Here is a 3,862-nt window from a genome sequence, read left to right on the forward strand (position 1 = left end):
CCGGTGGTTCGGTGGCGGGGCATGTGTCCGCCTCCGGCGGGTCGGCGCAGGGCGCGTCTGCTTCCGGCGGTTTCGCGGAGGGGGACGTGTCTGCTTCCGGTGGGTCGGCGGAGGGCGGTGTGTCTGCCTCGGGTGGTTCGGCGGAGGAAGGCGTACTCGCTTCCGGTGGGTCGGCGGGGGAGGGTGCGGCTGCCTCGGGTGGTTCGGTGGAGGACGGCGTACTCGCTTCCGGTGGGTCGGCGGGGGAGGGTGCGGCTGCCTCGGGTGGTTCGGTGGAGGACGGCGTACTCGCTTCCGGTGTTTCCGGGGGTACGGCCGAAGAAGGTGCCTCAGGGGGACTGGGGGCGGGATCCGAGGAGGCCGAGGGAGCCTTCGGCGGTTCGGCCCAGGACGCGGTGCGGGTGGCCTTCGGCGAGCGCCTCGAGACCACGGCACGTGAGTCCCACGCCGGACGCGGCGAGGACGCGGTGCAGGCGGTCCATGAGCAGGCCGACGCGGGTGCGCAGAACACGGAGACCCGCCCGAAGGCCCCGGCGGAGACGTACGCCGAGACGACGATGGAACTGCTCCTCCCGGACCTCACGACGGAGCCCACGGCCGACCGAGCCGATGCGCCGCACGCACTGTTCACGGACCCGCCGGCCGCCGACGGCGGACGCGCCCCGCAGGGGCCACCGGCACCCGACGACGAGAGCCGCACGGGTGGTGCGGACGGGGGCGAAGACCCCGCCGACGGCGAAGCCGAGGCGGTCACCGCCAAGGGCCTCCCCAAGCGCACCCCCAAGATCGCCGTACCGGCCCAGGCCCCGCGCCGCCGGACCGGAACCGTAGACGCCGAAGCCCTCCGCAGGAGGCTCGGCGGCTTCCGCAGCGGGGCCCAGGCCGGCTACCGCGCCGTAGAAGCAGAAGTCGCACACGCCGAAGAAGCCACAGAAGCCACGGGGGGCACAGCCGAGGAGGCAAGCAGTTGACCGCGCCCAGTACGTACGGACTGAGCAGTGAAGCCCGCAACCTGCACTGGCTGCTGACCAACCTGGTCGAGGAGGTCCCCGGCATCCAGTCGGTCGCCGTGGTCTCCTCCGACGGCCTGCTGCTCCTCTCGTCCGACCCCGGTCACACCGAGCAGTCCCGTCGGGCCCGCCCGGCGAAGGGCCCCCGCGGCTCCTCCGCCGACCTCGCCACCATCGTCTCCGGTATCGGCAGCCTCACCGTCGGCGCCGCGAAGCTGATGGCGTTCGGCGGGGTCAGGCACACGATGATCGCGATGGAGGAGGGCAGCCTGTTCGTGATGTCGATCAGCGACGGCTCACTGCTCGGTGTGCACGGCAGCGCCGAGTGCGACATGAGCGTGGTGGCGTACCACATGGCGCTGTTCGTCGGCCGCGCCGGCCACGTCCTGACCCCGGAACTCCGTTCGGAGCTACGGCAGTCACTGGAGTCCCAGTCGACCGGGAGCGCCCGATGAGCGGCACATCGAATCTCCCCGTGCGCGGCGGCGACCGCAAACCCGCCCGCGTGCGCCCCTACTCGCTCACCGGCGGCCGTACCCGTTTCGGTCACGTCCTCCTCGTGGAGACGTTCGTGGCCGCGCTGGAGGCCCCCGAGGAGCGCAGGGAACTGACGAATGGTTCCCTCACCACCCGGGTCATGCCGGAGACGCGGGCCATCGTCGAACTCTGCCGCCGTATGCGCACGGTGGCAGAGATCGCCGCGCTGCTGCAAATGCCGCTCGGCGTGGTCCGCGTGCTCCTGAGCGACCTCGCGGACCAGGGAAAGATCCGTGTGTACGGCACCGGAACCGGTCACGGCACCGGCCGCCCGGACCGCGCGCTGCTGGAAAGGGTGCTGAGTGGACTCCGCCGTCTCTGACGCCACCGGCGTCGCCCCCCTCGTCACCGAGCCCGACGAGGACCTGAAGTCCTGGCAGACGGACCGCACCCGCGCCCCGATCGCCACGAAGATAGTCGTGGCGGGAGGCTTCGGGGTCGGCAAGACCACCCTGGTCACCTCCGTCTCGGAGATCATGCCCCTGCAGACCGAGGCGCTGATGACCGAGGCCAGCGAGGAGACCGACGACCTCACCGCCACACCCGGCAAGCTCACCACCACCGTGGCCATGGACTTCGGCCGCATCACGCTCGACGACGACCTGGTGCTCTACCTGTTCGGCACGCCGGGCCAGCAGCGGTTCTGGTTCATGTGGGACGACCTGGTGCGCGGCGCGATCGGCGCGGTCGTCCTCGCGGACACGAGGCGGCTCAAGGACTGCTTCCCCGCGCTGGACTACTTCGAGAGCTGCGGGATGCCGTACGTCGTGGCGGTCAACCACTTCGACGGCAGCGAGCGCTTCGAACCGGAGGACGTGCGAGAGGCGTTGACGATCCCCGCGCACATCCCTGTAATGATCATGGATGCGCGGCGCAGAATCTCGGTGATCGAGACCCTCCTGTCCCTCGTCGCCCACGCGCTGGACGAAACCCCCGAGTAGGAGAACAGCCCCCGTATGCGGAAGATACTCGTCGTCGGAGCCGGTCAGTCCGGTCTCCAGCTCGCCCTCGGCCTGCAGTCGCACGGCTACGAGGTCACCCTGATGTCGAACCGGACCGCGGACGAGATCCGCACCGGCCGGGTCATGTCGACGCAGTGCATGTTCGACACGGCCCTGCAGCACGAGCGCGATCTCCAGCTGAACTTCTGGGAGTCCCAGGCCCCGAGGATCGAAGGGCTCGGCGTCTCGGTCGCGGCCCCCGGCTCGCACGACCCGGGGCCCACGCAGCGGGCGATCGACTGGGTGGGCAGGCTGGACGGGTACGCGCAGTCGGTCGACCAGCGGGTGAAGATGGCCGGCTGGATGGAGACCTTCGCGCAGCGCGGCGGCCAGCTGGTCATCCACGGCGCTGCGGTCGGCGACCTCGACTACTTCTCCCGTACGTACGACCTCGTCCTGGTCTCGGCCGGCAAGGGCGAGCTGGTCCAGATGTTCGGCCGCGACGCCTCGCGCTCCCCGTACAGCGAGCCGCAGCGGGCGCTGGCGGTGGCGTACGTCCACGGGCTGGGCCCGCGCCCCGAGCACCCGGACTTCCACGCCGTCCGCTGCAACCTCGTCCCCGGCGTCGGCGAGCTGTTCATCATGCCGACGTTCACCACCTCCGGACCGGCCGACATCCTGTTCTGGGAGGGCATACCCGGCGGCCCGCTCGACGTCTTCAACGGCGTCAAGGACCCGGCCGAGCACCTCTCCCTGACCCTGGAACTCATGGAGAAGTTCACTCCGTGGGAGTACGCACGGGCCACCGAGGTCGAACTGACCGACGCGGGCGGCACGCTGGCCGGCCGCTACGCCCCGACCGTCCGCAACCCCATCGGCCGGCTGCCCGGCGGCGGCCTGGTCCTGGGCGTCGCGGACGTCGTCGTGGCCAACGACCCGATCACCGGCCAGGGATCCAACTCCGCCTCCAAGTGCGCCGCCGCGTACCTCGCCTCGATCCTGGAGCACGGGGACAAGCCGTTCGACGAGGAGTGGATGCAGGCCGCGTTCGACCGGTACTGGGCCACCGCGCAGCACGTCACCAAGTGGACGAACGCGATGCTCATGCCGCCGCCGGAGCACATACTGAACCTGATCGGGGCGGCGGGTCAGCTGCAGCCGGTGGCCGACCGTTTCGCCAACGCGTTCAACGACCCGGCCGACTTCGAGAACTTCTTCTACGAGCCGGAGAAGACGGCCGCCTACCTGGCCTCGGTCGCAGGAGCGTGACGGGTCTCTGATGGGCCTTGTCGGGCCGTGGGGAAGACTACGGTCCGTAGCCGCCAGCAGGTGAGCACTCCAGGTCTCCGAATCATTGCGAGTTCTGAGGTCAGA

At 70.4% G+C, this 3,862-nt stretch carries 4 protein-coding genes and 1 pseudogene; all 5 read left to right on the top strand.

The annotated features are described in order from the left end of the window. Positions 1–971, top strand: a pseudogene (locus ACZ7GZ_RS22950) (hypothetical protein); the annotation flags it as partial. Further along, a complete protein-coding gene (locus tag ACZ7GZ_RS22955) occupies positions 968–1,465 on the top strand; it encodes a roadblock/LC7 domain-containing protein (RefSeq protein WP_471026914.1) in 498 nt (165 codons plus the stop codon). The pseudogene ACZ7GZ_RS22950 and the gene ACZ7GZ_RS22955, both read left to right, overlap by 4 nt. After that, positions 1,462–1,869, top strand: coding sequence for a DUF742 domain-containing protein (locus ACZ7GZ_RS22960; RefSeq protein WP_471026916.1), 408 nt, complete (start codon positions 1,462–1,464; stop codon positions 1,867–1,869). Before ACZ7GZ_RS22955 ends, ACZ7GZ_RS22960 begins: the two co-directional genes overlap by 4 nt. Beyond that, on the top strand, positions 1,850–2,488 hold the full coding sequence (locus tag ACZ7GZ_RS22965; protein ID WP_471026917.1) for a GTP-binding protein: 639 nt from the start codon (positions 1,850–1,852) through the stop codon (positions 2,486–2,488). Before ACZ7GZ_RS22960 ends, ACZ7GZ_RS22965 begins: the two co-directional genes overlap by 20 nt. Positions 2,489–2,503: 15 nt before the next feature. Further along, entirely contained in the window at positions 2,504–3,757 is a 1,254-nt protein-coding gene (locus ACZ7GZ_RS22970) for a styrene monooxygenase/indole monooxygenase family protein (protein ID WP_471026920.1), read from the top strand. The last annotated feature ends 105 nt before the right edge of the window (positions 3,758–3,862 follow it).

The organism is Streptomyces sp. NPDC037288, assembly GCF_055603265.1.